This window comes from Streptomyces sp. NPDC051576, from assembly GCF_040681835.1.
GTDB lineage: Bacteria > Actinomycetota > Actinomycetes > Streptomycetales > Streptomycetaceae > Streptomyces.
On sequence record NZ_JBFAZO010000001.1, the window covers coordinates 1,179,992 to 1,203,126 of the forward strand.

Below are 23,135 nucleotides of genomic sequence, written 5' to 3' on the forward strand. Positions count from 1 at the left end.
TCCGGCGGCCAACCCCCGCCGGTCCGTACAGATAAGGAAGAATCAGCATGGCTGCCATTGAGACCCTCGCTGCCGTCGGCGGTTCGCTCGGTTCGATCGGCTACGGCCTCGCCGCCATCGGTCCCGGCGTCGGCGTCGGCATCATCTTCGGTAACGGCACCCAGGCCCTGGCCCGTCAGCCCGAAGCCGCCGGCCTGATCCGCGCCAACCAGATCCTCGGCTTCGCCTTCTGTGAGGCGCTCGCCCTCATCGGCCTGGTCATGCCGTTCGTCTACGGCACCTGATCGACCGCGATCAGCAACAGCCCACTGGACGAAAGGCACTGACATGAGCCAACTGCTCATTCTGGCGGCCGAGAAGGAGAATCCTCTCGTCCCGCCGATCCCCGAGCTTGTCATCGGCCTGATCGCCTTCGTCATCGTCTTCGGCTTCCTCGCCAAGAAGCTCCTCCCGAACATCAACAAGGTTCTGGACGAGCGCCGCGAGGCCATCGAGGGCGGTATCGAGAAGGCCGAGGCCGCCCAGACCGAGGCACAGAGCGTCCTTGAGCAGTACAAGGCACAGCTCGCCGAGGCCCGGCACGAGGCCGCGCGCCTGCGCCAGGAGGCGCAGGAGCAGGGCGCCACGCTCATCGCCGAGATGCGCGCGGAAGGCCAGCGGCAGCGTGAGGAAATCATCGCCGCCGGTCACACGCAGATCGAGGCCGACCGCAAGTCCGCTTCGCACGCGCTGCGCCAGGACGTGGGCAAGCTCGCCACCGACCTGGCCGGCAAGCTCGTCGGCGAGTCCCTCGAGGACCACGCCCGGCAGAGCCGCGTCATCGACCGCTTCCTCGACGAGCTCGAAGAGAAGGCCGAGGCCGCGCGATGAACGGAGCGAGCCGCGAGGCCCTGGCAGCCGCACGTGAGCGTCTCGACGCGCTGACGGACTCCACGTCCGTGAACGCGACGCAGCTCGCCGACGAGCTGGCCGCCGTCACCGCGCTGCTCGGCCGTGAGGTGTCGTTGCGTCGGGTCCTCACCGACCCGGCGCAGGACGGCGAGGCCAAGGCCGCGCTGGCCGAGCGCCTGCTCGGCGGCCAGGTCGGCGGCGCCGCCCTCGACCTGGTGTCCGGCATGGTGCGCTCCCGCTGGTCGCAGTCCCGCGACCTGGTGGACGCGCTGGAGGAGCTGGCGGCCACCGCCGACCTCACCGCCGCCCAGCAGTCGGGCCAGCTCGACGACGTCGAGGACGAGGTGTTCCGGTTCGGCCGGATCGTCTCCTCGAACACCGGACTGCGCGCCGCGCTGACCAACCGCGCCGCGAGCACCGCGGCCAAGGGCGAGCTGCTTCGCAGCCTGCTCGGCGGCCGGGCCAAGCCGGCCACCGAGCGACTGGTGACCCGCCTGGTGACCGCGCCGCGAGGACGTAGCCTGGAAGCGGGGCTCGACGCCCTCTCCAAGCTCGCCGCCGAGCGCCGTAGTCGCCTGGTGGCCGTCGTCACCACGGCGGTCCCGCTGAGCGACCCGCAGAAGCAGCGCCTGGGCGCCGCCCTCGCGAAGCTCTACGGCCGCCAGATGCACCTCAACATCGACGTGGACCCCGAGGTCCTCGGCGGAATCCGGGTGCAGGTCGGCGACGAGGTCATCAACGGCTCCATCGCGGACCGCCTCGATGACGCCACCCGCCGTATGGCGAGCTAGCAGCACCACAACAAAGACGTAGTAAGGCGGCCCGAGTTGGGCCGTGCAGAGGATTCACCTCGTTCAGGGGGGAGTCCCCCATCCCCCCAAGTGAAACTTCGGGCCCAACAAGGAGAGCAGGGAACCCAGATGGCGGAGCTCACGATCCGGCCGGAGGAGATCCGGGACGCGCTGGAGAACTTCGTCCAGTCGTACAAGCCGGACGCGGCCTCGCGCGAGGAGGTCGGCACGGTCACTCTTGCCGGCGACGGCATCGCGAAGGTCGAGGGCCTGCCCTCGGCCATGGCCAACGAACTGCTGAAGTTCGAGGACGGCACCCTCGGTCTCGCGCTCAACCTCGAAGAGCGCGAGATCGGTACCGTCATCCTCGGTGAGTTCAGCGGCGTCGAGGAGGGCCAGCCGGTCACCCGCACCGGAGAGGTCCTGTCCGTCGCCGTCGGCGAGGGCTACCTCGGCCGTGTCGTCGACCCGCTCGGCAACCCGATCGACGGCCTCGGCGAGATCGAGACCACCGGTCGCCGCGCGCTGGAGCTGCAGGCCCCGGGCGTCATGGCCCGTAAGTCGGTGCACGAGCCGATGGAGACCGGCTACAAGGCCGTCGACGCGATGACCCCGATCGGCCGTGGCCAGCGTCAGCTGATCATCGGCGACCGCCAGACCGGCAAGACCGCCCTGGCCGTCGACACGATCATCAACCAGCGCGACAACTGGCGCTCGGGCGACGTGAACAAGCAGGTCCGCTGCATCTACGTCGCCATCGGTCAGAAGGGCTCCACCATCGCCTCCGTGCGTGGTGCGCTCGAAGAGGCCGGCGCGCTGGAGTACACGACCATCGTCGCCGCCCCGGCGTCCGACCCGGCCGGCTTCAAGTACCTTGCGCCGTACACCGGTTCGGCCATCGGCCAGCAGTGGATGTACGAGGGCAAGCACGTCCTCATCATCTTCGACGACCTCTCCAAGCAGGCCGACGCCTACCGCGCCGTGTCCCTGCTGCTGCGCCGTCCGCCGGGCCGCGAGGCCTACCCGGGTGACGTCTTCTACCTGCACTCCCGTCTGCTGGAGCGCTGCGCGAAGCTCTCCGATGAGATGGGCAAGGGCTCGATGACCGGCCTCCCGATCGTCGAGACCAAGGCCAACGACGTGTCGGCGTTCATCCCGACCAACGTCATCTCCATCACCGACGGCCAGTGCTTCCTGGAGTCGGACCTCTTCAACGCCGGTCAGCGCCCCGCGCTGAACGTCGGTATCTCCGTCTCCCGAGTCGGTGGTTCCGCGCAGCACAAGGCGATGAAGCAGGTCTCCGGCCGACTGCGCCTCGACCTCGCCCAGTACCGCGAGCTGGAGGCGTTCGCCGCCTTCGGTTCCGACCTGGACGCCGCGTCGAAGGCCCAGCTGGAGCGCGGTCAGCGACTGGTCGAGCTGCTCAAGCAGCCGCAGTACCAGCCGATGCCCACCGAGGACCAGGTCGTCTCCGTGTGGTCCGCGACCACCGGCAAGATGGACGACGTACCGGTCGAGGACATTCGCCGCTTCGAGAAGGAGCTGCTTGAGTACCTGCACCGCAAGGAGCAGGGCCTCATGACCTCCATCAAGGAGGGCGGCAAGATGTCGGACGACACCCTCACCGCCGCCGCGGACGCGATCGCCGACTTCAAGAAGCAGTTCGAGACCTCGGACGGCAAGCTTCTCGGCGAGGACACTCCGGCCACGGCCAAGTGACGTAAGGAAGGGACCTGACTCATGGGAGCCCAGCTCCGGGTCTACAAGCGTCGCATCCGATCCGTCACCGCGACCAAGAAGATCACCAAGGCGATGGAGATGATCGCCGCCTCGCGCGTCGTCAAGGCGCACCGCAAGGTGCAGGCCTCGACGCCGTACGCGAAGGAACTGACGCGTGCGGTCACGGCGGTCGGTACGGGTTCGAACACCAAGCACCCGCTGACCACCGAGGCCGAGACGCCGACCCGTTCCGCGGTGCTGCTCCTCACGAGCGACCGCGGTCTGGCCGGCGCCTTCAACGCCAACGCCATCAAGGCCGCGGAGCAGTTGACCGCGCGCCTTGAGGCCGAGGGCAAGGAGGTCGACACGTACATCGTCGGCCGCCGCGGTGTCGCCCACTACAACTTCCGTGAGCGCAAGATCGCGGACCAGTGGACCGGCTTCACCGACGAGCCCACGTACGCGGACGCTAAGAAGGTCGCGGGTCCGCTGATCGAGGCCATCGAGCGGGACACGGCCGAGGGCGGCGTGGACGAACTCCACATCGTCTACACCGAGTTCATCTCGATGATGACGCAGACGGCGATCGACAGCCGGCTGCTCCCCCTCAGCCTCGAAGAGGTCGCGGAAGAGGCCGTCCCCCAGGGCGAGATCCTTCCGCTGTACGACTTCGAGCCGTCGGCGGAGGACGTCCTGGACGCCCTGCTGCCGCGGTACGTCGAGAGCCGTATCTACAACGCGCTGCTCCAGTCGGCTGCCTCCAAGCACGCCGCCACCCGCCGCGCGATGAAGTCGGCGACCGACAACGCGGGAGACCTGATCACCACGCTCTCCCGTCTTGCCAACGCGGCCCGCCAGGCCGAAATCACCCAGGAAATCAGCGAGATCGTCGGTGGCTCCGCAGCCCTGGCCGACGCGACCGCGGGGAGTGACAAGTAATGACGACGACAGTTGAGACGGCCGTTGCCACGGGCCGCGTCGCCCGGGTCATCGGCCCGGTCGTCGACGTGGAGTTCCCCGTCGACGCGATGCCGGAGATCTACAACGCTCTGCATGTCGAGGTGGCCGACCCGGCCCAGGAGGGTGCGAAGAAGACCCTGACCCTTGAGGTCGCCCAGCACCTGGGTGAGGGTCTGGTCCGCACCATCTCGATGCAGCCCACCGACGGTCTGGTCCGCCAGGCCCCGGTCACCGACACCGGCGACGGCATCACCGTCCCGGTCGGCGACTTCACCAAGGGCAAGGTGTTCAACACCCTCGGTGAGGTGCTGAACGTCGACGAGCAGTACACGGGCGAGCGCTGGTCCATCCACCGCAAGGCCCCGAACTTCGACGAGCTCGAGTCGAAGACCGAGATGTTCGAGACCGGCGTCAAGGTCATCGACCTGCTCACCCCGTACGTCAAGGGCGGCAAGATCGGCCTGTTCGGCGGTGCCGGCGTCGGCAAGACGGTGCTCATCCAGGAGATGATCTACCGCGTCGCCAACAACCACGACGGTGTCTCCGTGTTCGCCGGTGTCGGCGAGCGCACCCGTGAGGGCAACGACCTCATCGAGGAGATGGCCGACTCGGGCGTCATCGACAAGACCGCGCTTGTCTTCGGCCAGATGGACGAGCCCCCGGGCACCCGTCTGCGCGTGGCCCTCGCGGGTCTGACCATGGCGGAGTACTTCCGCGATGTGCAGAAGCAGGACGTGCTGTTCTTCATCGACAACATCTTCCGCTTCACGCAGGCCGGTTCCGAGGTCTCGACCCTGCTCGGCCGGATGCCCTCCGCGGTGGGCTACCAGCCGAACCTGGCCGACGAGATGGGCCTCCTCCAGGAGCGCATCACCTCGACCCGCGGTCACTCGATCACCTCGATGCAGGCGATCTACGTCCCCGCGGACGACCTGACCGACCCGGCCCCGGCCACCACCTTCGCCCACCTCGACGCGACGACGGTTCTCTCCCGTCCGATCTCCGAGAAGGGCATCTACCCGGCCGTGGACCCGCTGGACTCCACGTCCCGCATCCTGGACCCGCGCTACATCTCGGCGGAGCACTACAACACCGCGATGCGCGTCAAGACGGTCCTCCAGAAGTACAAGGACCTCCAGGACATCATCGCGATCCTCGGTATCGACGAGCTGGGCGAGGAGGACAAGCTCACCGTCCACCGTGCCCGTCGCGTGGAGCGCTTCCTGTCCCAGAACACCCACGTCGCCAAGCAGTTCACCGGCGTCGACGGGTCGGACGTCCCGCTGGACGAGTCGATCGTGGCCTTCAACTCGATCATCGACGGCGAGTACGACCACTTCCCGGAGCAGGCGTTCTTCCTCTGCGGTGGTATCGAGGACCTGAAGGCGAACGCGAAGGAGCTGGGCGTCTCCTGACCCCGTGCTTCACCTGAGGGGGTGGGGCGTGTCCCACCCCCTCTTTCACGCCTACTAGAATTGAACCCACACCCGGCACGATCGCCGGGTGGTGACCCGAGGAGCCCACCTTGGCTGCTGAGCTGCATGTCGAGCTCGTCGCCGCGGACCGCCAGGTCTGGTCCGGCGAGGCCACCCTGGTCGTCGCGCGCACCACGTCCGGCGACATCGGCGTCATGCCCGGTCACCAGCCGCTGCTCGGTGTGCTGGAGTCGGGCCCGGTGACCATCCGCACCAGCGACGGTGGAACGGTCGTGGCCGCGGTGCACGGCGGTTTCATCTCGTTCGCGGACAACAAGCTGTCGCTGCTCGCCGAGATCGCCGAGCTGTCGGACGAGATCGACGTCCAGCGCGTGGAGCGTGAGCTGGAGCAGGCGAAGGCCGAAGGCGATGCCTCCGCCGAGCGCCGCGCGGACGTCCGACTGCGTGCGGTGGCGACCAACTGAACCTGGCATAGCACGCGATGACGTGACTCAGCCGCGGCTGGGACCGGAGGAATCCGGTCCCAGCCGCGGCTGAGGCGAATGTGGGTGTTTTTTCCGTTCCGTTACCTAGGAGACGAGGAGGTCGGTGTCGATGGTCCTCGCTCTGACTGTGTGCGGAATCGCTGTCGCCCTTGTGGTGGTGGGCCTGTTCGTCTTCGGCCTGCGCCGCCGGCTCATCCAGCGCTCCGGCGGCACCTTCGACTGTTCCCTGCGCTGGGACGTCCCGGAGAAACCCGACACCAACGGCAAGGGCTGGAGCTACGGCGTCGCCCGCTACAACGGCGACCGCATCGAGTGGTACCGCGTCTTCTCCTACGCCTACCGCCCGCGCCGCACCCTGGAACGCTCGGCGATCGAGGTGGCCGGCCGCCGCCTCCCCGAGGGCGAGGAGGAGCTTGCGCTGCTCTCCGACGCCATCATCCTGACCTGTCTGCACCGGGGCACACGTCTCGAACTCGCCATGAGCGAAGACGCGTTGACCGGTTTCCTGGCCTGGCTGGAGGCGGCACCGCCCGGTCAGCGCGTGAACGTGGCCTGATCCTCGGCCAGTACGCATATCGGGTGCGGCGGGGGGCTGATCGCTACCGTCACGTCCACCGGTGCCGCGGCCATGAAGGCCGCGGCCGCCGCCCCCACGAAGACTCCGGCCGATGTCGCCAGGCGCCTGGCGGGGCGCTTGGTCGTACGGCTCTTCTGTGGCCTGCGTTTCATGCTTCCCCCTGAATGCGTCGTTCCGCTTGCCTGCTGAGATACAGAATGTTCCCGGTCAGCGGCTTGCCGCACGCGCCGACCTTCCTGCCGGGCGGGCCGTATGGCCCCATGCCGCGCACGCCTGGGGCGCGCGGCATGCGCCGCGCGCCCCAGGTGTGGACCGGACAGACTGTCAGCTCAGCCCGCTGCTGACGGCGCTGATCAGCTCGCCGTTGCTGGTGTCGCCGCTGAACTCCCAGACGAACGCGCCGCCGAGACCCTGGGCCTTGGCCCAGCTCATCTTTCCGGCGATCGTGCTCGGGGTGTCGTAGGACCACCAGTTGCTGCCGCAGTGGGCGTAGGCGGTGCCCGCGATGGTGCCGGTGACCGGGCAGGACGTCTTGAGGACCTTGTAGTCCTCGATGCCCGGCTCGTAGGTGCCGGTCGCCGCGCCCGTGGCCGTGCCGCCGGGGGCGTCCTGGGTGACGCCGGTCCAGCCTCTGCCGTAGAAGCCGATGCCGATCAGGAGCTTGCCGGCGGGGACTCCCTTCGACTTGAACTTGGCGATCGCGTCCGCCGTGGTGAAGCCGGGGGTCGGGATGCCGGTGTAGGAGGTGAGCGGGGAGTGCGGGGCGGTGGGGCCGGTCGCGTTGAAGGCGCCGAAGAAGTCGTACGACATCACGTTGTACCAGTCGACGTACTGGGCCGCGCCCGCGTAGTCCGCGGCGTCGATCTTGCCGCCGGAGGTGGCGTCGGCGGTGACGGCCGAGGTGACGAGGTTGCCGGTGCCGAACTTCGCGCGCAGGGCGGCCATCAGGTTCTTGTAGGCCGCGGCTCCGCTGGTGTCGCAGGAGAGCCCGCAGGCGTTCGGGTACTCCCAGTCGATGTCGATGCCGTCGAAGATGTCGGCCCAGCGCGGGTCCTCGACCAGGTTGTAGCAGGACTGCGCGAACGCGGTCGGGTTGGCCGCCGCCTGCCCGAAGCCGCCGGACCAGGTCCAGCCGCCGAAGGACCACAGGATCTTGAGGTTCGGGTACTTCGCCTTCAGCTCACGCAGCTGGTTGAAGTTGCCCGCGACCGGCTGGTCCCAGGTGTCGGCGACGCCGCTGACCGACTGGTCGGCGGTGAACGTCTTCTGGTAGTCGGCGTAGGCGTCGCCCATCGCGCACTGGCCGTTGGTCACGTTGCCGAAGGCGTAGTTGATGTGCGTGATCTTCGCGGCGGTGCCGGAGGTCACCAGGTTCTTGACCTGGTAGTTGCGTGTGTAGGTGTCCCACTCGGGGAGGTACCCGAGCTTGACCGTGCCGGCGGTGGCCGGGGGAGTGGTCGTACCGCCCGTGGTGTGCACCGCGACCGCGCCGCTGACCGGGCCGGTCTGGTCGGCGGTGTCCCGGGCCTGCACGGTGTACGAGTAGTCGGTGCCGGCGGTGAGGCCGGTGTTGGTGTACGACGTCGTCGTCACCGTGGCGACCTTGGCGCCGTCGCGCAGCACGTCGTAGTTCTTGACGCCCTTGTCGTCGGTGGCCGCGCTCCAGGAGAGGTTCACCGAGGTGTCGGTGACGGCGGAGGCGGTGGGGGTACCGGGCGCGGAGGGTGCCGCGTCACCGGGGACGGTGGTGCCGCCGTCACAACTGCCGCCGTTGAGAAGGCAGTTGGAGGGGGATCCGGATCCCGCCCCGTTGAAGCCGAAGGAGACCGAGGCACCCGGGGCGATGGTGCCGTTGTAGGACTTGTTCTTCGCGGTCCAGTGGGTCCCGGAGTTGGTGACGTCCGCGTCCCAGGCCGAGGTGACGGACGTACCCGAGGGGAAGTCCCACTCGACCGTCCATGAACTGATCGCGCCGGTACCGGTGTTCTTGACGGTCCACTGACCGCCGAAGCCGGTACCCCAGTCGCTGGACTTGGTGAACGTGGCGGTGGCGGTCGAGGCGGCCTGAGCGGGAGCCGCCAGTCCGACGAGCCCGGCGAGCGGCAGCACCAGGGTGGCGAGACCCGCCGCGACTCTGTGTCTGAAGCGCATGTCGCGCCTCCTATGGGGGAGTTGGGGGGTGCGACTGAGCCTTCGCACCCACAGTCCCGCGAGAATAGGAAGGTCTGGACCACGGGTCAATAGGTCTGGACCACTTCGGGGGTTGAGGGCGTACGATCCCCCGAATCCTTGGCTCATACGGGTCGTACGCTGTCCGGATGAGTGACATGGCCCACCCCGGAGCGGTGCTGGTGGTGGACGACGATCCGGCCATCCGTCGCTCGCTGGAGCGCGGCCTCAGGCTGAGCGGCTTCCGCGTGCGGACGGCGGACGGTGGTCGCGCGGCGCTGGACGCGATCCAGGAGACGTCGCCCGACGTGCTCGTCCTCGATGTGTCGATGCCCGGGATGAGTGGCATCGAGGTGTGTGCGCGGCTGCGCGACGACGGCCGGGATCTCCCCGTGCTGATGCTCTCGGCCCTCGACGAGACCGCCGACCGCATCGCCGGGCTCCAGGCGGGCGGCGACGACTACCTGGTCAAGCCGTTCGCGCTGCAGGAACTGGTGCTGCGGCTGCGCGCGTTGCTGCGACGCCGGCCGCCCGCGGGAGAGGTGCTGCGGGTCGCCGGACTGGTGATCGACCCGGCGGCGCGTACGGCGCTGCGGGACGGGCGTGCCCTCGATCTGACCCGGCGCGAGTTCGAACTCCTCGAAGTGCTGGCCCGCAACGCCGGGTTGGTCCTCACCCGCGACCAACTCCTGGAGCGGGTCTGGGGCTACGACTTCGACGTCCGCACCGACGCGGTCGACACCTTCGTCAGCTATCTGCGGCGCAAGCTGGAGGCGGACGGACGGCCGCGGCTGGTGCACACCGTGCGCGGAGTGGGCTTCGTCCTGCGGGAAGAACCGTCATGAGACTGTCGACCCGGATCGGCCTCGCGGTCGGCCTGACCGTGCCGCTGCTGGTGCTGGCCTCCGGCTGGCTGCTGCTCCGCCTGGTCAACCACGACCTCCACCACGCCGAGGACGACCATCTGCGCGCCCGCGCCACAGCCGTGACCCCGGACGCGCGTGCCCTGCTGCGCGCCTCGTCCGCCAGTCGGCCGGGGGCCGCCGACACCCGGGAACGACGGCTGTTCAGCGCCGCGCTCGACGTCGGCGTACGGGTCGTCGGACCCGGCGGCACCTTCACCGGCGGGCCGCAGCCGGACGCCAAGGTCCGCCTGCCGAAGGGGACTTCGGGGCGGCCGGTCACCATCCGTTCCGGCGGGACCAGTTGGCGTGCGCTGTCCGTGCCGATGACCACCACGCGCGGCTCGGGCACCCTGTGGGTCTTCTCGCCCAACGCGGCCGACCAGGCCCAACTCCGGCTGGTACGGCGACGGGTGGCGGTGACCTCCCTGCTCGCCGCCCCCCTGTCCGGCCTGCTCGCCTGGGGCATCGCCACCGGTGCGACCGGTCCGCTGCGGCGCCTGGGCCGCCGTACCGCGGGACTCGACCCGCGCACCAGCACCGTCCGCCCGCCCGACGAACCGACCGGCATCACCGAGGTCGACGACCTGGCCGCCACCCTGCGCACGGTCCTCGCCCGCTACGACGAGCAGGCCCGACGCACCGCCGAGGCGCTGGACACGGCCCGGTCCTTCTCGGCGGCGGCCTCCCACGAACTCCGCACCCCGCTCATGAGCATGGGCACCAACCTCGACATCCTCACCGCCCACCCCGACCTCCCCGAACCGGACCGCGCCGAGGTGCTGGCCGACCTGCGCGGTGAACACGCCCGGCTGCAGGGTCTGTTGGTGATGCTGCGGGAACTGGGCCGCGGGGACCTGGTGGAGGCGGAGGCGCTGCGGACCGTGGACGTGACGGAGGCGGCGGACGCCTCGGTGGCGGAGGCCCGGCGCCGCGACCAGGACGCGCGGATCACGCTGGACGCGGCACCCGGGCTGACCGTCCACGGCTGGGAACCGGGCATCCGCCTCCTGCTCGACAACCTGGTGGCCAACGCGCTGGCCCACGGGCGGGACAGGGCGGGCACGGCGACCGTGGCCGTCGGCGTCCGGCGAGCGGGCGATCAGATCGTGATCACGGTGGACGATCACGGCCCCGGTGTGCCCCCGGACGCCCGGGCCCGCGTCTTCGAGCGCTTCCAGCGGGGGCCGGCCAGCTCCGGCTCCGGACTCGGGCTGACCCTGGTGTCCCAGCAGGCCGCCCTGCACCGGGGAAGCGTCACGGTGACGGACGGCCCGTCCGGTACCGGGGCCCGTTTCGAGGTGTGGCTGCCGTCCACCGGCGGTGTGCTGCCCGCCCACCGCGACTGGCTGATCGGCACAGCCGGGACAAACCGGTCACAGAGTTTCCCCAAAGAAGCCTCCTAGCCTCCGATGCGTCGGACGGCCGACGGGACCGTCCGAGAACGGAGGACAACCATGCACGCAAGGGGACGGCACCTGTTCGTGGGCCTCGCCGCGGCGGCCCTGCTGGCGGGCGCCACGACGGCGGCCAGCGCGGAGAGCACCCCCGCGCCGACACCGACCGGCGACGGAGCCCAGGCACTCTGCAAGCGACTGCCGAAGATCGACAACCGGATCGACCGCGCCCTGACCCGGCTGAACGCCGCCGCGGACAAGCGTGGCTCCATCGCCCGCCTGCAGCAGCGCGTCGACAAGGCCAAGTCGGCCGGCGACGACGAGATCGCCACGTATCTCCAGGACCGGCTGACCTTCCGGCAGTCCCTGGTGCCGACGCTTCAGCAGCGGCAGCAGGACCTGGTGGACGTGAAGACGTGGTGCGAGAACAACGACGAGGGCGCGAGCTGATGCGCCTGAGGGCGGCGGCGGCAGTGATCGCCCTCCTCGCCGCCTCGGCCGTGGGCTGCGCGGGCCACGGGGGCGCGGCGGACGGGTCTCCTTCGGCGTCGCCCTCCGGATACCCGGGGATGCAGCAGAAGGTGGCCGCCGCCGAGTCGGCGCTCGCACAGGCCGACGAGGACGCGGCCCAGGACACGAGCCACTGAGAAGAGGGGGGGAGGGCGGGGGGCGCTTCGGCTCAGCGCTCCCCGCCCGGCACTCCTCAGCGCTCCCCGCCGGGCACCCAGAGGACGTCCCCCGCGTCCTTGTTCGCCGTTCGGGCCAGGATGAACAGCAGGTCCGACAGCCGGTTCAGGTAGGTCGCGGTCAGGGGGTTCATCACCTCGCCGTGGACCTCCAGGGCGGCCCACGTCGACCGCTCGGCCCGCCGGACGACCGTGCACGCCTGGTGCAGCAGGGCCGCGCCCGCCGTACCGCCCGGCAGGATGAAGGACCGCAGCTTCTCCAGCCGTTCGTTGAAGCGGTCGCAGTCGGCTTCCAGCTTGTCGATGTAGAACTGCTCCACGCGCAGCGGCGGAAACTCGGGCTTCTCGACCACTGGAGTGGAGAGATCGGCGCCCACGTCGAACAGGTCGTTCTGCACGCGGGTGAGCACCCCGACGACCTCCTCGTCGAGACCGCCCAGCGCGATCGCCGTACCGATCACCGCGTTCGCCTCGTTGGCGTCCGCGTACGCCGAGATCCGCAGATCGGTCTTGGCGACCCGGCTCATGTCGCCGAGGGCGGTGGTGCCCTGGTCGCCGGTCCTGGTGTAGATGCGCGTCAGATTGACCATGTGGCCAGCGTAGTTACGCCCCGGCGGTTCGGAACACACACCGAGCAGCGCGAGCCGGCTCACGGGGGTCATGCGTCAGCAGCGGCCCGAAGAAAAGGAGATGGAGGAGCGGCACGAGATCCGAAGCCCTCGGTCCGCTCGACGACAGGGAGGACCTTTTGAGCCGGAAGGTCCTCAACTACGCCGTACGAGCGGCGGAATGACCTCTGCCGGTGTGATGTCCGTCAGATGAGACGTGACGCGCGTTACTTACCGGCCACACAGCCGCCCACCTTCGCTAGGGTCCGCCGAAGAGGCATACGGATACGCACGGACACACGCTGTTGGCGTTTCAAAGGGGAGTCGCACAGTGGCACGGAAGCTTGCCGTCATCGGCGCCGGACTCATGGGTTCCGGTATCGCCCAGGTCTCCGCGCAGGCGGGCTGGGACGTCGTCCTGCGCGATGTCACCGACGAGGCCCTGAAGCGTGGCACCGACGGCATCAAGGCCTCGTGCGACAAGTTCGTGAGCAAGGGGAAGCTGGAGGCGCACGACGCCGACGCGGCCCTCGGCCGGATCACCGCGACCACCGATCTGGACGCCGTCGCCGACGCCGACATCGTCGTCGAGGCCGTCTTCGAGAAGCTGGAAGTCAAGCACGAGATCTTCCGCGCGCTCGACAAGATCGTGCGGGACGACGCCGTCCTCGCCTCCAACACCTCCGCCATCCCGATCACGAAGATCGCGGCCGTGACGGAGCGTCCGGAGCGCGTGGTCGGCACGCACTTCTTCTCGCCGGTCCCGATGATGCAGCTCTGCGAACTCGTCCGCGGCTACAAGACGAGCGACGAAACCCTCGCCACCGCGCGGGAGTTCGCCGAGTCCGTCGGCAAGACCTGCATCGTCGTCAACCGTGACGTGGCCGGCTTCGTGACGACCCGTCTCATCTCGGCGCTCGTCGTCGAGGCGGCGAAGCTGTACGAGTCGGGCGTCGCCAGCGCCGAGGACATCGACCTCGCCTGCAAGCTGGGCTTCGGCCACGCGATGGGCCCGCTGGCGACGGCGGACCTCACCGGCGTCGACATCCTGCTGCACGCGACGAGCAACATCTACACCGAGTCACAGGACGAGAAGTTCGCCCCGCCGGAGCTGATGCGCCGAATGGTGGACGCCGGTGACATCGGACGCAAGAGCGGGCAGGGCTTCTACAAGCACTGAAACCGCACAGCACCCCTGAGCCATCACACCCAGGGGTGAATTCGGTATCGGTTCGCTCACAGACGGCAACCTCTCGACACTTCACGCAGTCAGAGGGTGCATCACCTACATCACGGAGTACGCCACCGCACTCACGGGGAGCGCATATGTACATCAGGGGCGACCACGTCGAGCTGGTCGTCGGGGGCCGCCTCGACGTCCGCAGCGCGGCGGACGCCCGTACGGTCCTGCACTCGGCGGTCGACGACGGCGTCGGCGATCTGGTGCTGGACCTGTCCGAGCTCGACTCCTGGGACGCCACCGGCCTCGGCGTCATCATGGGAGCCCACCGACGGGCCGGCCGCTGCGGCCGCCGCCTGGTGCTGCGCGACGTACCGCCGCAGATGCAGCGCCTGCTCGTGGCCACCCGGCTGCACCGCATCCTGGCCATCGAGGGCGGGATCGGGGTCGAGTCGCTTCCCAGGGTGTGACGGTTCCACCGCGCACAATCCTCATGAGACTGTGACGTCTCGGACGGCGCGGTACCCCGGTCTGTCGTAGATACTGTGCGAAGGTTTAGGGTTCGGTCGCCCGCTGCCAGACAACCCTTCGAGCGGGCCCGGACCAGAAGCGACAGCGCGGTGTGCAGCAAGGCCGGGAGGGGCCTGGGCCGTTGTGGCCCGCACACGACGCTTTTGGGGGGCTTGGACCTATGGACCCGATCGACCGGGGACCCGAGGAGTACGGCCATGACGCCGGCGACACGTCGTCGCGTCAGCGTCCGCCCCGGGAACCCCTGACACCCGACTTCGGCCAGCACACACCCGCACTCGCGCGCACCGTGCAGGTGGTCACCGGCGACTTTCTGCTCACCGTCAACCCGGTCGACGGCAGCGAGATCGAGGCCTGCCCGCCCGGACAGCGGCCCGGCCGGCCCGCGAAGCGCACCGCCGCCGAACGCGCCGAGACCGCCCGCGCCGCCAAGCCGCCGGTACCGCCGGGCCTGAACCGGCCCACGCCACCACTCCTGGAACGCCAGGAAGAGCGTGAGCGGCTGGTACGGCTGCTCGCCCGCGGCCGTTCCGTGCGCCTCACCGGCCCCGGGGGCTCGGGCCGCACCAGCCTGCTGGACCTCGTCGCCGAGGACTGCCTGGACCTCGCCCCCGACGGCGTGGTCCGCCTCACCGGCTTCCACCGCACGGCCACCGACCTCCTGCACGACCTCTTCCACGCCGTCTACGACGCCCCGCTGTACCGGCCCGACCGGGACGAACTGCTCACTCTGACCCGGGAGATCGGCGCGGTCGTCGTCCTCGACGACATCGAGTTCGGCGGCGCCGCCCTGGAGGAACTCCTCGACGCGACCCCCGAGTGCGCCTTCCTGATCGCCGCGACCCCGGAGGTCCCGGCCCCGGCCGCCGACTCCGTCATCGAGGAGGTCTTCCTCGGCGGTCTGCAGCGGGCGGGCGCCGTGGATGTCCTGGAACGCACCGCGGGCCGCGTCCTCACCGAGGAGGAGGCGAACTGGGCGGGCGACCTCTACTTCGAGTCCGAGGGCCTGCCCCTGCGCTTCGTCCAGGCCGGCGCCCTGCTCCGGCAGCGCGACGAACTGCGCGTCGGCACCAGCGCCGTCGAGGAGTTCGGCGTCTTCCAGGACGCGCCCCCGGCCGACGCCCCCTTCGACGCGCCCCTCGCCTCCGACACGGCCGACGAGATACCTCTGCCGTCCCTCGGCGAGGCCGCCGCGCCCGCCCCGCTGCTCGCCTCCCGGCTCAGCGCCTCGGCCCGCGCCACCCTGCGCTTCGCCGTCGCGCTCGGCGGCGAGGTGCCGCACCAGGCGCATCTGCCCGCGCTCGTCGGCGACACCCACGCGGACGCCGCCCTCGGCGAGCTCGCGGGCTGCGGACTGGTCTCCCCGGTCGGCTCCCGATACCGGCTCGCGGCCGGTGTCCAGACCCAGTTGGAGGCCGCCGGATACGGCGACGAGGTCGACTCCGGTGCCCTCATCGCCGCCCTGCACTACTCCTGGTGGGCCGGACACCCCTCGGTCACACCCGAGCGCGTCTGCGCCGAGGCGGACGCCCTGCTCGCCGCGCTCGTCGCCCACCTGCCGGCGACGACCCCGCCCGGCGAGGGCGAGGAGAGCGCCACCGTCGAACTGGCCCGCACGGCGGCGCCCGCGTTCGCCGCAGGACTGCACTGGAGCGCCTGGGAGCGGGTGCTGCGGGCGGGCTCCGAAGCCGCCCAGCTCGCCGGCAACGTGGGTGAACAGGCCTATTTCCACCATGAGTTGGGCGTCCTCGCGCTGTGCGACGGCGACCTCGACCTGGCCCGTGCCGAGCTGGAGTCCTCCCTCGCCCTGCGCGAGGCCGCCGCCGACAAGCGCGGCACCGTCGCCGGCCGCCGTGCCCTCGCCCTGGTCGCCGACCGCTCCGGCGTCACGATCGGCCTCGGCTCCATGGTCGGCGAAGAGGTGCCCGACGCCCGCTACGAGGAGTCCGCCTCACCGCCCGCCGGGACACCGGCGCCCTTCCCGCCGCTCCAGCCGCCCGGCGAGACCTACACCCTCGTCTCCCACCAGCCCTCGACCCCCACGCCCCACAACAAGGCGCGGGGCGGTCTGCGCGGCTACGCCCGGCGCAACCTCGTCGCGGCCGGCGCGGGTGTCCTGCTCGCCGTCGTCCTCGGCACGGTCGTCACCCTCGGCGCCACGTCCAACAACAACGCCGACGACCCGTCCGACAAGGTCGGCGTCAACCCGTCCGCCAGCCAGGGCACCGACGACGACAGCCTCGGCGCCGACAAGGCGAAGAAGGGCGACGGCACCGACACCGGCACGGCCAGTAGCAGCCCGACCGACCCCGGCCCGGACGGCACCTACGGCACGTCCGACGACCCGACGCCCACGGATGGTGGCGGGCAGCCCTCGGACAAGCCGAGCGGGACGAGCGGTTCGGGGGGCGGGGCGACGACACCCACGCCGTCCAAGCCCACGACGAGCAAGCCCACCTCGCCGAGCCCGACCACCTCGAGGCCGACGACGCCGAGCAGCCCTTCCACGCCGGCCACGACTCCGCCGACGGACACCACGTCGCCGACGCCCACGGACACGTCCAGCGCCCCGTCCACGGAGACCTCGGCGAGCGGCGCGGCCTCCTCAAGTGCCCCCGTGGAGACGACCGGTTCGGCCGCGCCCCAGAGCAGCAGCGCGGCCGCGGACACCGTGATCTGACACTCCGTACGACACGAAAGGGCCGGCTCCGATGATCGGAACCGGCCCTTTTCGTCGTAGTGAGGTCCGCACTGAATTCGTGCGAAGTCCGAGTCGGTCAGAACAGCCGCAGCTTGTCGTCCTCGATGCCGCGCAGGGCGTCGTAGTCGAGGACCGTGCAGCCGATGCCGCGGTCGGTGGCGAGGACGCGGGCCTGGGGCTTGATCTCCTGGGCGGCGAAGATGCCGCGGACGGGGGCGAGATGCGGGTCGCGGTTCAACAGCTCCAGATAGCGCGTGAGTTGCTCCACGCCGTCGATCTCGCCGCGCCGCTTGATCTCGATCGCGACGGTCTGACCCTCGGCGTCCCGGCACAGGATGTCGACCGGGCCGATGGCCGTCATGTACTCGCGGCGGATGAGGGTGTAGCCGTCGCCGAGGGTGTCGATGCGGTCGGCGAGCAGCTCCTGGAGGTGCGCTTCCACGCCGTCCTTGATCAGGCCGGGGTCCACGCCGAGTTCGTGCGAGGAGTCGTGCAGGATCTCCTCCATCGTGATGATGAGCTTCTCGCCCGCCTTGTTGATGACGGTCCAGAGGCCGACGGCGCCTTCGGGGAAGTCACCGGACTCCTCCTTCAGCGTGCAGGGCGGCGACATCCAGTTCAGGGGCTTGTAGGCCCGGTCGTCCGCGTGGATCGAGACGCTGCCGTCCGCCTTCACCAGGATGAGACGGGGGGCGGAGGGGAGGTGGGCGGTGAGCCGGCCCGCGTAGTCCACGGAACACCGGGCAATGACGAGACGCATGGTCGGCAACGCTACTCGACGGGCGTGGGTGCACGCGATTCGCCCTGGAAGACCCGTGACGCCCCTTGTTCATTCATGGCCGATTGTGGGCCTATTGGGAGTTCCCTATGTACGCATTCTCCTGGTGCCGCCCCCCTCCGTTGCCTACCGTATAAACGGGAGGTCGCGAGACGTGTACGCAGCGTGTTCGTAATCGCGGACTCCCTTATCTGTCCGGCAACCCCCGGGTGTTGGGGGTGCGAGAGGAGAACCCATGTCGCTCGACGTCTCACCGGCCCTACTCGAAAAGGCCGAGCGAGGCGAGGTCGACGAAGCGGAATTCGTCGACTGCGTCCGGACCTCCCTGCCTTACGCATGGGAGATGATCAGCTCCCTGGTGGCTCAGCTGAAGGTCGACGGCGGTGCGTTCGCCGACAACCAGACGCCGCCGCCGGACGAGCAGGCACGCGGTCAGTTGCTGCGTGCGCTCGCGAGTGACGCGATACGCGGCGCGCTGCAGCGGCACTTCGGTGTGCGGCTGGCCTTCCAGAACTGCCATCGGGTGGCAGTGTTCCCGTTGGACGGCTCGGTCGACGAGACGCTGACCCGCTTCACCTCGGTGCGCAGTCAACTGCTGAACCAGTCCCCGGAGTTCAGGGACTGCTGACGCGGCGGTGGCGCACTGCTTGCCGCTCCGTACGCGGGAGGTGCTCTGTACTGGGGCGGCAAGCTCCCCGCGGTTCGCTCAGCCGAGGTGGGGGAGCACCTCGGCTCCGAGCCGCCGTACGTTCTCCTCGGTCGCCGCGAGGTCTCCGGACCCCTCGACGAGCAGCGCGAAGCGGGAGATGCCGGTCCGCTCGGAGGTCGCCGCGAGCCGGTCGACGCACAGGCGCGGGGTGCCCACCGGGTGCAGCCCGCAAAGGAGTTCGGTGTACGCCAGCGGGTCGCGCATCCGGCGCTCGCGGTCGTCCACGGTGACATGGGCGTCGAGCCCCTGCCTCAGCCAGCCCGGCATCGCCTTCACGAGCGCCTCCACGGCGTCGGCACGCCGGTCCGCGATCTGGCAGACCCCGGCCGACACATGGGCCGCACCGCGGATCTCCTCCTCGGGCCGCCCGGCCGCCCGCGCCAACCGCCGCCACTGGGTGACCATCTCGGCCTTCTCCTCGTCCCCGACATGCATGCCGAGCAGCATCGGCAGGCCCCGCTCGGCCGCCAGCCGCACGCTCGCGGGCGAGGTGCAGGCGACGACGACCTCGGGGCCCGGCGCGTCCGACAGCGACTCCGACGGCCTTGGTACGACGGGGACTTCACGGAACGCGAAGCGGTCCCCGGTGCCCGCGACCGAGGGCTCGCGCAGCCAGCGCATCAGCAGATCGAGCGATTCCGGGAACCCCTGTTCGTATGCGGCCAGGCCCGAACCGAACACCTCCAGGTCGACCCACGGCCCGCCGCGCCCCACACCCAGTGAGAAGCGTCCGCCGCTCGTCACATGCAGCAACGCGGCCTGCTCGCCGAGGGCGACCGGGTGGACGGTGGGCAGCACACTGACCGCGGTGCCGATCCGGATGCGCCGGGTGCGGCCCAGCAGCAGGGCGGCCAGGGTGACCGCGGAGGGGCAGGTGCCGTAGGGCACGAAGTGGTGTTCGGCCAGCCAGGCCGTGTCCAGGCCCGCTTCCTCCGCGACCTCCACCGAACGGACCGCCCGGTGGAGCGCCTCCCCCTGGCCCTGCCCCGGGAACTGGGCCGCCAACACAAAACTTCCGACGCGCATGGCACTTCCTGCTTCCTTGGCTCCGGCTCGGAGCTCCCCCACCGGGCATAACCGTCCGACACGTGCCGAGGACACGGCCTGGCGGAGAGATTTGCGGATTGTCTTCAGAATGGGCGGCCCGGAGGGGGACTTGCGCGGGTTGCTGCCCTTCGCGTACCCGTGTCCGGGGCACGTACGCTGGACACAGCCCTTGCCTCCTGTATAGCCCCGTGAGGTGTTCTGTGTCCCCGCGTCGCAACCGACCCAAGGAGTCCGGTTCCTCCGGCCAGAGCGCCGACGACGACCGCTCGGGCCGCTACGGCGGCTGGCAGTCCACGGAGCACTGGCAGGGCGAGGAGTGGAGCGTGCGCCATGTCGCCGGGGCGAGCGCGGAGGGCAAGACGTACCGCTGCCCCGGCTGCGACCAGCAGATCCCCTCCGCCGTCCCGCACGTCGTGGCCTGGCCGGAGCACTCGGGCGTGGACGACCGCCGCCACTGGCACAAGGCCTGCTGGAACGCGAAGGACCGCCGCACCACACGGGTGCAGCGGTCCAGGAACGCGCCGAGGTTCTGAGGGCCCTACGGCCTACACGTCCCGCTTCTCCAGCAGCGCGACGGCACTCGCGAACGCGACGGCCGTCACCCCCACGATGATCCACAGCGGGTCCCAGCCGCTCGGGCCGGACTCGGTGAGGGAGTTGGAGTAGAAGACGCTCAGCTGGTTCGGGATCGAGTACTCGAACAGCGCCTGGCGCGTGCTCTCCAGGGACTGCGAGAACATGAACAGCGCGATGACCAGCGGGGCGAGCACCGCGCCGATCATGATGGTGATCGCGCCCGCCGAGTGCCGGATGATCGAGCCGATGATCAGCGAGAGCAGTCCGAGCAGCGCGATGTAGAGGGAGATGCCGACAGTCCCCTTCAGCCACTCGCCGGCGGACGGGTCCTTGGCGCCGTTGCCCTCCAGCAGCGAGACGTCCACGAAGGCGACGAACGCCACGGCCACCAGCGTGACCGTGAAGGCGACCGCGAAGAACACGATCGACTTCGCGGCGAGGACGCGGACCCGGCTGGGGCACGCGGTCATCGTGGTGCGGATCATGCCGGTGCCGTACTCGGAGGCGGTGGTCAGCACACCGAGCGTGATGACGCACATGACGCCGAGCAGCAACCCGAAGAAGCCGAAGGAGAGCGGGTTCTCGCCGTTCAGCTCGGAGGAGGAGTTGCTGACCACGACGGCGGCGAGCACGCCGATGCCGATGACGAGCACCACGAACACGCCGAGCGTCCAGAGCGTCGAACGCACCGACTTGATCTTCGTCCACTCGGAGGCGAGCGCGTGCCCGAGGTGCGTGCGCACCACCGGGATCGGCGAGGTGTACCCGCCGTACGAAGGACCGGCCGCCGCCTGCCAGTTGGGCGCGGCTGCCTGCGGCATCGGGGGCTGGGGCGTACTCATCGGGCGTCCTCGGGCTTGGTCAGGTCGGTGGCGGGGGAGGAGGGCTGCGCGGGGGCGGCGTCCGCCGCCGGTGCCGGGGCGGCCTGAGGCGGCTGAGTCGCCGTCTGCGGGGTCACGGGCGCCGGAGGTCCGTACGGGCCCGGCATTCCCCCGCCGGGCGCCGCAGGGGCGCCGTACGGGTTCGGGGTGCCGTAAGGATTCGCCGGGGGTTGCTGTCCCATGGCGAACGGCTGACCGCCCTGCTGCGGCGACGGCGGGGCGTACCAGCCCGGCTGGCCCTGGCCCGGTACCGGCATGGGCGGCTGCGCGCCCGGCGGCATCTGCTGCATCAGACCGGCCTTCTGGTCGGTGGTCGAGCGGTAGTCGACCGCGCCCTGCGTCATCCGCATGTACGCCTCCTCCAGCGAGGCCTGATGCGGGGACAGCTCCCACAGCCGTACGTCCGTGTCGTGCGCGATGTCGCTGATGCGGGGCAGCGGCAGTCCCGTGACGCGCAGCCCGCCGTCCTGCTCGGGCAGCACATGCCCGCCGGCCTCGGTCAGCGCGGAGGTCAGCTTCTCGCGCAACTGCGGCTCGCTGTCGGGGGTGCGCACGCGCGCGAAGTCGGCCGAGTTCGCCGAGATGAAGTCCCGCACGCTCATGTCCGAGAGCAACTGCCCGCGCCCGATCACGATCAGGTGGTCCGCCGTCAGCGCCATCTCGCTCATCAGGTGCGAGGAGACGAAGACGGTACGGCCCTCCGCCGCGAGCGCCTTCATCAGGTTGCGCACCCAGAGGATGCCCTCGGGGTCGAGTCCGTTGACCGGCTCGTCGAACAGCAGCACCTGCGGGTCGCCGAGCAGCGCGGCGGCGATGCCCAGCCGCTGCCCCATGCCCAGCGAGAAGCCCTTGGAGCGCCTTCTGGCCACGTCCTGGAGGCCCACCACCCCGAGCACCTCGTCCACCCGCCGGGCCGGGATGCCCGAGAGCTGGGCCAGGCTCAGCAGGTGGTTGCGGGCGTGCCGGCCGCCGTGCACGGCCTTGGCGTCGAGCAGGGCGCCGACCTGTCTGGGGGCGTTCGGCAGCTTGCGGTAGGGGAAGCCGCCGATCGTCACCTGGCCCGACGTGGGATTGTCCAGGCCGAGGATCATGCGCATCGTCGTCGACTTGCCCGAACCGTTGGGTCCGAGGAAGCCGGTCACGGCACCGGGCCGCACCTGGAAGGAAAGGTTGTACACGGCGGTCTTGTCGCCGTAGCGCTTGGTCAGGCCGACAGCCTCGATCATGCTCCGCACCCATCGAAAGGATCAGGACAGCAGGGCACACGCCCCCGTAAGGGTTAGGAGGATATCGGGGCGCTGACGGTTCCGCCCAAAGGAAAGTAAAGCCTTGGCCGTGGCTACGCGTCCCGTCGCTTCAGCAGCACGTAGGCACCGAGCAGCGCCGCCGCCACCCACAGGGCCATGATGCCGAGCCCGCCCCAGGGTCCGTACGGCGTGGAGTCGTCGACCGGGGTGACCACCTGCATGATCTTGCTGCCGGCCTGGTCGGGCAGGTAGCGGCCGATCTTCTTGGTCGCGGAGACGTTGCCGAGGATGTTGGAGATCAGGAAGAAGAACGGCATCAGGATGCCCAGCGACAGCATCGGCGAGCGCAGCATCGAGGCGACGCCCATGGAGAACATCGCGATCAGGGTCATGTAGAGGCCGCCGCCGATCACCGCGCGCAGCACGCCCGGGTCACCGATCTCCGCCCGGTGCGAGCCGAGCATCGCCTGCCCGAGGAAGAACGTGACGAAGCTCGTCACCAGCCCGACGACCAGACAGAGCCCGGTCGCCACCACGATCTTGCCGAACAGGAAGGTGCCGCGCTGCGGGACCGCCGCGAGAGAGGTGCGGATCATGCCGGTGCTGTACTCGTTCGACACGACGAGCACCCCGAACACGATCATCGCGAGCTGCCCGAGACTCATCCCGGCGAAGCTGATGAACGTCGGGTCGAAGGACAGCTTGTCCTTGGCGCTCATGTCGTCGAACTGGCTCTTCGACAGCGCCGAGATCAGCATGCCGAGCGCGATCGTCACCACCAGGGCGAGCGAGAGCGTCCACACCGTCGACGCGACGGAGCGGATCTTGGTCCACTCCGACCGGATGACCTGGGTCGCCGCCATG

The 23,135-nt window shown here is 70.0% G+C and carries 25 protein-coding genes; 17 read left to right on the forward strand and 8 right to left on the reverse strand.

Annotation, left to right across the window (positions count from 1 at the left end; all coding sequences use genetic code 11):
* Positions 1 to 47: 47 nt before the first annotated feature.
* From AB0M63_RS05565 to AB0M63_RS05600, 8 genes are all read left to right on the forward strand, one after another.
* The gene (locus tag AB0M63_RS05565) at positions 48 to 284 is read left to right on the forward strand and encodes a F0F1 ATP synthase subunit C (protein ID WP_093629141.1); all 237 of its coding nucleotides are present in this window, start codon (positions 48 to 50) and stop codon (positions 282 to 284) included.
* Between the two features lie 43 nt (positions 285 to 327).
* The gene (locus AB0M63_RS05570; protein WP_366018475.1) at positions 328 to 870 is read left to right on the forward strand and encodes a F0F1 ATP synthase subunit B; all 543 of its coding nucleotides are present in this window, start codon (positions 328 to 330) and stop codon (positions 868 to 870) included.
* Positions 867 to 1,682 carry a F0F1 ATP synthase subunit delta gene (locus AB0M63_RS05575; protein ID WP_355912059.1) on the forward strand — a complete coding sequence of 272 codons (816 nt, stop codon included), beginning with the start codon at positions 867 to 869 and terminating at the stop codon, positions 1,680 to 1,682. Before AB0M63_RS05570 ends, AB0M63_RS05575 begins: the two co-directional genes overlap by 4 nt.
* A gap of 129 nt (positions 1,683 to 1,811) precedes the next feature.
* Complete coding sequence (gene atpA, locus AB0M63_RS05580; RefSeq protein WP_355912062.1) at positions 1,812 to 3,401, forward strand: F0F1 ATP synthase subunit alpha; 1,590 nt, start codon at positions 1,812 to 1,814, stop codon at positions 3,399 to 3,401.
* Between the two features lie 21 nt (positions 3,402 to 3,422).
* Entirely contained in the window at positions 3,423 to 4,340 is a 918-nt protein-coding gene (locus tag AB0M63_RS05585) for a F0F1 ATP synthase subunit gamma (RefSeq protein WP_366018476.1), read from the forward strand.
* On the forward strand, positions 4,340 to 5,776 hold the full coding sequence (gene atpD / locus AB0M63_RS05590; RefSeq protein ID WP_355912068.1) for a F0F1 ATP synthase subunit beta: 1,437 nt from the start codon (positions 4,340 to 4,342) through the stop codon (positions 5,774 to 5,776). The genes AB0M63_RS05585 and atpD overlap by 1 nt, the downstream gene beginning before the upstream one ends.
* 110 nt (positions 5,777 to 5,886) lie before the next feature.
* Complete coding sequence (locus AB0M63_RS05595; protein ID WP_355912071.1) at positions 5,887 to 6,261, forward strand: F0F1 ATP synthase subunit epsilon; 375 nt, start codon at positions 5,887 to 5,889, stop codon at positions 6,259 to 6,261.
* Positions 6,262 to 6,391: 130 nt separating this feature from the next.
* Positions 6,392 to 6,838 (forward strand): DUF2550 domain-containing protein, encoded by a 447-nt coding sequence (locus AB0M63_RS05600; RefSeq protein WP_355912074.1) that lies wholly within the window; start codon positions 6,392 to 6,394, stop codon positions 6,836 to 6,838.
* Here the strand turns inward: AB0M63_RS05600 and AB0M63_RS05605 are convergent.
* Positions 6,817 to 7,011, reverse strand: a complete 195-nt coding sequence (locus AB0M63_RS05605) for a hypothetical protein (RefSeq protein ID WP_355912076.1) — start codon at positions 7,009 to 7,011, stop codon at positions 6,817 to 6,819. The two genes, AB0M63_RS05600 and AB0M63_RS05605, sit on opposite strands and share 22 nt — an antisense overlap.
* A 172-nt stretch (positions 7,012 to 7,183) precedes the next feature.
* Complete coding sequence (locus AB0M63_RS05610; RefSeq protein WP_366018477.1) at positions 7,184 to 9,010, reverse strand: glycoside hydrolase family 18 chitinase; 1,827 nt, start codon at positions 9,008 to 9,010, stop codon at positions 7,184 to 7,186.
* Positions 9,011 to 9,177: 167 nt separating this feature from the next.
* Here AB0M63_RS05610 and AB0M63_RS05615 point away from each other — a divergent pair, with 167 nt between their 5' ends.
* The 4 genes from AB0M63_RS05615 to AB0M63_RS05630 are packed head-to-tail and all read left to right on the forward strand — an operon-like array spanning position 9,178 to position 11,974.
* Positions 9,178 to 9,873, forward strand: coding sequence for a response regulator transcription factor (locus tag AB0M63_RS05615; protein WP_366018478.1), 696 nt, complete (start codon positions 9,178 to 9,180; stop codon positions 9,871 to 9,873).
* Entirely contained in the window at positions 9,870 to 11,336 is a 1,467-nt protein-coding gene (locus AB0M63_RS05620; RefSeq protein WP_366018479.1) for a HAMP domain-containing sensor histidine kinase, read from the forward strand. Before AB0M63_RS05615 ends, AB0M63_RS05620 begins: the two co-directional genes overlap by 4 nt.
* 51 nt (positions 11,337 to 11,387) lie before the next feature.
* Positions 11,388 to 11,777, forward strand: a complete 390-nt coding sequence (locus AB0M63_RS05625) for a hypothetical protein (protein ID WP_355912088.1) — start codon at positions 11,388 to 11,390, stop codon at positions 11,775 to 11,777.
* Positions 11,777 to 11,974 (forward strand): hypothetical protein, encoded by a 198-nt coding sequence (locus AB0M63_RS05630; RefSeq protein WP_366018480.1) that lies wholly within the window; start codon positions 11,777 to 11,779, stop codon positions 11,972 to 11,974. Before AB0M63_RS05625 ends, AB0M63_RS05630 begins: the two co-directional genes overlap by 1 nt.
* A 56-nt stretch (positions 11,975 to 12,030) precedes the next feature.
* Here AB0M63_RS05630 and AB0M63_RS05635 read toward each other — a convergent pair whose 3' ends face one another.
* On the reverse strand, positions 12,031 to 12,603 hold the full coding sequence (locus tag AB0M63_RS05635) for a cob(I)yrinic acid a,c-diamide adenosyltransferase (protein ID WP_355912094.1): 573 nt from the start codon (positions 12,601 to 12,603) through the stop codon (positions 12,031 to 12,033).
* A gap of 349 nt (positions 12,604 to 12,952) precedes the next feature.
* On the opposite strand from AB0M63_RS05635, the gene AB0M63_RS05640 reads away from it, so the two are divergent.
* From AB0M63_RS05640 to AB0M63_RS05650, 3 genes are all read left to right on the forward strand, one after another.
* A complete protein-coding gene (locus AB0M63_RS05640; protein WP_366018481.1) occupies positions 12,953 to 13,801 on the forward strand; it encodes a 3-hydroxyacyl-CoA dehydrogenase family protein in 849 nt (282 codons plus the stop codon).
* A gap of 146 nt (positions 13,802 to 13,947) precedes the next feature.
* Positions 13,948 to 14,271, forward strand: coding sequence for an STAS domain-containing protein (locus AB0M63_RS05645; RefSeq protein ID WP_043683078.1), 324 nt, complete (start codon positions 13,948 to 13,950; stop codon positions 14,269 to 14,271).
* Positions 14,272 to 14,492: 221 nt separating this feature from the next.
* On the forward strand, positions 14,493 to 17,012 hold the full coding sequence (locus AB0M63_RS05650; protein WP_366018482.1) for an ATP-binding protein: 2,520 nt from the start codon (positions 14,493 to 14,495) through the stop codon (positions 17,010 to 17,012).
* A gap of 97 nt (positions 17,013 to 17,109) precedes the next feature.
* On the opposite strand, the gene nucS is transcribed toward AB0M63_RS05650, so the two are convergent.
* Positions 17,110 to 17,793: an endonuclease NucS gene (gene nucS, locus AB0M63_RS05655; protein WP_355912104.1), complete on the reverse strand. Its 684-nt coding sequence runs from the start codon at positions 17,791 to 17,793 to the stop codon at positions 17,110 to 17,112.
* A gap of 253 nt (positions 17,794 to 18,046) precedes the next feature.
* On the opposite strand from nucS, the gene AB0M63_RS05660 reads away from it, so the two are divergent.
* Positions 18,047 to 18,439: an SCO5389 family protein gene (locus AB0M63_RS05660; RefSeq protein ID WP_200679793.1), complete on the forward strand. Its 393-nt coding sequence runs from the start codon at positions 18,047 to 18,049 to the stop codon at positions 18,437 to 18,439.
* 78 nt (positions 18,440 to 18,517) lie between these two features.
* Here the strand turns inward: AB0M63_RS05660 and AB0M63_RS05665 are convergent, their stop codons facing one another.
* On the reverse strand, positions 18,518 to 19,546 hold the full coding sequence (locus AB0M63_RS05665) for an LLM class flavin-dependent oxidoreductase (protein ID WP_355912108.1): 1,029 nt from the start codon (positions 19,544 to 19,546) through the stop codon (positions 18,518 to 18,520).
* A gap of 221 nt (positions 19,547 to 19,767) precedes the next feature.
* Here AB0M63_RS05665 and AB0M63_RS05670 point away from each other — a divergent pair, with 221 nt between their 5' ends.
* Complete coding sequence (locus AB0M63_RS05670; RefSeq protein WP_366018483.1) at positions 19,768 to 20,100, forward strand: ATP/GTP-binding protein; 333 nt, start codon at positions 19,768 to 19,770, stop codon at positions 20,098 to 20,100.
* A gap of 12 nt (positions 20,101 to 20,112) precedes the next feature.
* On the opposite strand, the gene AB0M63_RS05675 is transcribed toward AB0M63_RS05670, so the two are convergent.
* From AB0M63_RS05675 to AB0M63_RS05685, 3 genes are all read right to left on the reverse strand, one after another.
* A complete protein-coding gene (locus tag AB0M63_RS05675; protein ID WP_355912114.1) occupies positions 20,113 to 20,985 on the reverse strand; it encodes an ABC transporter permease in 873 nt (290 codons plus the stop codon).
* Positions 20,982 to 22,250, reverse strand: coding sequence for an ABC transporter ATP-binding protein (locus AB0M63_RS05680; protein ID WP_366018484.1), 1,269 nt, complete (start codon positions 22,248 to 22,250; stop codon positions 20,982 to 20,984). Before AB0M63_RS05680 ends, AB0M63_RS05675 begins: the two co-directional genes overlap by 4 nt.
* Before the next feature lie 113 nt (positions 22,251 to 22,363).
* Complete coding sequence (locus AB0M63_RS05685) at positions 22,364 to 23,134, reverse strand: ABC transporter permease (RefSeq protein WP_355912121.1); 771 nt, start codon at positions 23,132 to 23,134, stop codon at positions 22,364 to 22,366.
* Position 23,135: the final 1 nt, after the last annotated feature.

Excerpts from the sequence above, each read along its gene's own strand:
- AB0M63_RS05565 (WP_093629141.1), top strand. The coding sequence starts at position 48 with ATGGCTGCCATTGAGACCCTCGCTGCCGTCGGCGGTTCGCTCGGTTCG.
- AB0M63_RS05570 (WP_366018475.1), top strand. The coding sequence starts at position 328 with ATGAGCCAACTGCTCATTCTGGCGGCCGAGAAGGAGAATCCTCTCGTC.
- AB0M63_RS05575 (WP_355912059.1), top strand. The coding sequence starts at position 867 with ATGAACGGAGCGAGCCGCGAGGCCCTGGCAGCCGCACGTGAGCGTCTC.
- atpA (WP_355912062.1), top strand. The coding sequence starts at position 1,812 with ATGGCGGAGCTCACGATCCGGCCGGAGGAGATCCGGGACGCGCTGGAG.
- AB0M63_RS05585 (WP_366018476.1), top strand. The coding sequence starts at position 3,423 with ATGGGAGCCCAGCTCCGGGTCTACAAGCGTCGCATCCGATCCGTCACC.
- atpD (WP_355912068.1), top strand. The coding sequence starts at position 4,340 with ATGACGACGACAGTTGAGACGGCCGTTGCCACGGGCCGCGTCGCCCGG.
- AB0M63_RS05600 (WP_355912074.1), top strand. The coding sequence starts at position 6,392 with ATGGTCCTCGCTCTGACTGTGTGCGGAATCGCTGTCGCCCTTGTGGTG.
- AB0M63_RS05605 (WP_355912076.1), bottom strand. The coding sequence starts at position 7,011 with ATGAAACGCAGGCCACAGAAGAGCCGTACGACCAAGCGCCCCGCCAGG.
- AB0M63_RS05610 (WP_366018477.1), bottom strand. The coding sequence starts at position 9,010 with ATGCGCTTCAGACACAGAGTCGCGGCGGGTCTCGCCACCCTGGTGCTG.
- AB0M63_RS05615 (WP_366018478.1), top strand. The coding sequence starts at position 9,178 with ATGAGTGACATGGCCCACCCCGGAGCGGTGCTGGTGGTGGACGACGAT.
- AB0M63_RS05620 (WP_366018479.1), top strand. The coding sequence starts at position 9,870 with ATGAGACTGTCGACCCGGATCGGCCTCGCGGTCGGCCTGACCGTGCCG.
- AB0M63_RS05625 (WP_355912088.1), top strand. The coding sequence starts at position 11,388 with ATGCACGCAAGGGGACGGCACCTGTTCGTGGGCCTCGCCGCGGCGGCC.
- AB0M63_RS05630 (WP_366018480.1), top strand. The coding sequence starts at position 11,777 with ATGCGCCTGAGGGCGGCGGCGGCAGTGATCGCCCTCCTCGCCGCCTCG.
- AB0M63_RS05635 (WP_355912094.1), bottom strand. The coding sequence starts at position 12,603 with ATGGTCAATCTGACGCGCATCTACACCAGGACCGGCGACCAGGGCACC.
- AB0M63_RS05645 (WP_043683078.1), top strand. The coding sequence starts at position 13,948 with ATGTACATCAGGGGCGACCACGTCGAGCTGGTCGTCGGGGGCCGCCTC.
- AB0M63_RS05650 (WP_366018482.1), top strand. The coding sequence starts at position 14,493 with ATGGACCCGATCGACCGGGGACCCGAGGAGTACGGCCATGACGCCGGC.
- nucS (WP_355912104.1), bottom strand. The coding sequence starts at position 17,793 with ATGCGTCTCGTCATTGCCCGGTGTTCCGTGGACTACGCGGGCCGGCTC.
- AB0M63_RS05660 (WP_200679793.1), top strand. The coding sequence starts at position 18,047 with ATGTCGCTCGACGTCTCACCGGCCCTACTCGAAAAGGCCGAGCGAGGC.
- AB0M63_RS05665 (WP_355912108.1), bottom strand. The coding sequence starts at position 19,546 with ATGCGCGTCGGAAGTTTTGTGTTGGCGGCCCAGTTCCCGGGGCAGGGC.
- AB0M63_RS05675 (WP_355912114.1), bottom strand. The coding sequence starts at position 20,985 with ATGAGTACGCCCCAGCCCCCGATGCCGCAGGCAGCCGCGCCCAACTGG.
- AB0M63_RS05680 (WP_366018484.1), bottom strand. The coding sequence starts at position 22,250 with ATGATCGAGGCTGTCGGCCTGACCAAGCGCTACGGCGACAAGACCGCC.
- AB0M63_RS05685 (WP_355912121.1), bottom strand. The coding sequence starts at position 23,134 with ATGGCGGCGACCCAGGTCATCCGGTCGGAGTGGACCAAGATCCGCTCC.